Source organism: Salipaludibacillus daqingensis, from assembly GCF_029891575.1.
In the GTDB taxonomy this organism is placed as follows: Bacteria; Bacillota; Bacilli; order Bacillales; family Salisediminibacteriaceae; genus Salipaludibacillus; species Salipaludibacillus daqingensis.
Genome location: NZ_JARZHF010000021.1, coordinates 1 through 1669, shown reverse-complemented (window position 1 = coordinate 1669; position 1669 = coordinate 1). Strand labels below are relative to the sequence as shown.

Genomic DNA, 1669 nt, shown 5'->3' with positions numbered 1-1669 from the left:
AAATGCTCCTTAGAAAGGAGGTGATCCATCCGCACCTTCCGGTACGGATACCTTGTTACGACTTCACCCCAATCATCTGTCCCACCTTCGGCGGCTGGCTCCAAAAGGTTACCTCACCGACTTCGGGTGTTACAAACTCTCGTGGTGTGACGGGCGGTGTGTACAAGGCCCGGGAACGTATTCACCGCGGCATTCTGATCCGCGATTACTAGCAATTCCGGCTTCATGCAGGCGAGTTGCAGCCTGCAATCCGAACTGAGAATGGCTTTCTGGGATTGGCTTAACCTCGCGGTCTTGCTGCCCTTTGTACCATCCATTGTAGCACGTGTGTAGCCCAGGTCATAAGGGGCATGATGATTTGACGTCATCCCCACCTTCCTCCGGTTTATCACCGGCAGTCACCTTAGAGTGCCCAACTAAATGCTGGCAACTAAGATCAAGGGTTGCGCTCGTTGCGGGACTTAACCCAACATCTCACGACACGAGCTGACGACAACCATGCACCACCTGTCACTCTGTCCCCCGAAGGGGAAAGCCTAGTCTCCTAGGTGTTCAGAGGATGTCAAGACCTGGTAAGGTTCTTCGCGTTGCGTCGAATTAAACCACATGCTCCACTGCTTGTGCGGGCCCCCGTCAATTCCTTTGAGTTTCAGCCTTGCGGCCGTACTCCCCAGGCGGAGTGCTTAATGTGTTAACTTCGGCACTAAGGGCATCGAAACCCCTAACACCTAGCACTCATCGTTTACAGCGTGGACTACCAGGGTATCTAATCCTGTTTGCTCCCCACGCTTTCGCGCCTCAGCGTCAGTTGTAGGCCAGAAAGTCGCCTTCGCCACTGGTGTTCCTCCACATATCTACGCATTTCACCGCTACACGTGGAATTCCACTTTCCTCTCCTACACTCAAGTCTCCCAGTTTCCAATGACCCTCCACGGTTGAGCCGTGGGCTTTCACATCAGACTTAAGAGACCGCCTGCGCGCGCTTTACGCCCAATAATTCCGGACAACGCTTGCCCCCTACGTATTACCGCGGCTGCTGGCACGTAGTTAGCCGGGGCTTTCTCGTGAGGTACCGTCAAGGTGCCGCCCTATTTGAACGGCACTTGTTCTTCCCTCATAACAGAACTTTACGATCCGAAAACCTTCATCGTTCACGCGGCGTTGCACCGTCAGGCTTTCGCCCATTGCGGATGATTCCCTACTGCTGCCTCCCGTAGGAGTCTGGACCGTGTCTCAGTTCCAGTGTGGCCGATCACCCTCTCAGGTCGGCTACGCATCGTTGCCTTGGTAAGCCATTACCTTACCAACTAGCTAATGCGCCGCGGGCCCATCTCGTAGTGTGAGGATTACTCCCCACTTTTACAACAGAATCATGCGATTCCGTTGATCATCCGGTATTAGCTCCGGTTTCCCGGAGTTATCCCAGTCTACAAGGCAGGTTGCCCACGTGTTACTCACCCGTCCGCCGCTCATTCCACAAGCGTCACCCCGAAGGGATCAACTTGCTTCCTGCGCTCGACTTGCATGTATTAGGCACGCCGCCAGCGTTCGTCCTGAGCCAGGATCAAACTCTCCGATAAAGTATGATGACTTTTCATCAAGTTTGATGTCCATGACATCAAAACCAAACTTTCGTCTGGCGTTTGTCGAATGTTTCCATTCAACGATT

The 1669-nt window shown here is 53.6% G+C and carries 1 rRNA gene; it reads right to left on the bottom strand.

Features of this window, described 5'->3' with window-relative positions:
• Nucleotides 1-13: 13 nt before the first annotated feature.
• Nucleotides 14-1580, bottom strand: a 16S ribosomal RNA gene (locus tag QDN89_RS21860).
• Nucleotides 1581-1669 lie beyond the last annotated feature (89 nt).